Source organism: Candidatus Merdisoma sp. JLR.KK006, assembly GCF_036941035.1.
In the GTDB taxonomy this organism is placed as follows: Bacteria; Bacillota; Clostridia; order Lachnospirales; family Lachnospiraceae; genus Laedolimicola.
Genome location: NZ_JAYMNS010000094.1, coordinates 1 through 538, shown reverse-complemented (window position 1 = coordinate 538; position 538 = coordinate 1). Strand labels below are relative to the sequence as shown.

The following is a 538-nucleotide window of genomic DNA, read 5'->3' as shown; positions in this document are numbered from 1 at the left end:
TGCATCATAAGTGAACTTCGTCTTGTTGCCGTTGGCATCCACGGCGGATACTGGGCGGTTGTTTTTGTCGTAGGTGTAAGTGAGGGTGTGGCCCTCTGCATCCACCATCTTGACTAGGTTGTCGTTCTTGTCATAGGTGTAGCGGATAACGCCGCCCAATGCGTCGGTCACGCTCTCGGTCAGGCCGTTTGGAGTGTAGGTCACCGTGGTGGTGCCGCCCATGGGATCCGTTTCCGTTAAGGGCAGGTTGTTCTTATCATAAGTATAGGTGTAGACGTTGCCCCTCTCGTTGGTCATGCGGACCAGGTTCCCGTTCTTGTCGTAAGCGTATTTCACATAGGAGTTGTCCTCGTTGTAACGCTTGGTGACACGGCCCATGGAATCATACTCGTAACGTACCTTGTGGGTGGTTCCCTCTCCCGCCAGCTCGTTTGCCGCCGTGGTTATCTGGCCGTTGGCATCGTAGATGGTGGAGGTCTCCCCGTTCATGGCGTTGGTGATGGAGGTCACCTGGCCCAATGCGTCATAGGCGTATACG

Annotated in this window: 1 protein-coding gene; it reads right to left on the bottom strand. The window is 55.0% G+C overall.

Annotated elements, in window-relative coordinates; genetic code table 11:
• Positions 1–538, bottom strand: a 538-nt coding sequence (locus VSQ61_RS22740; protein WP_334346588.1) for a hypothetical protein, incomplete at both ends; no start/stop codon positions are given.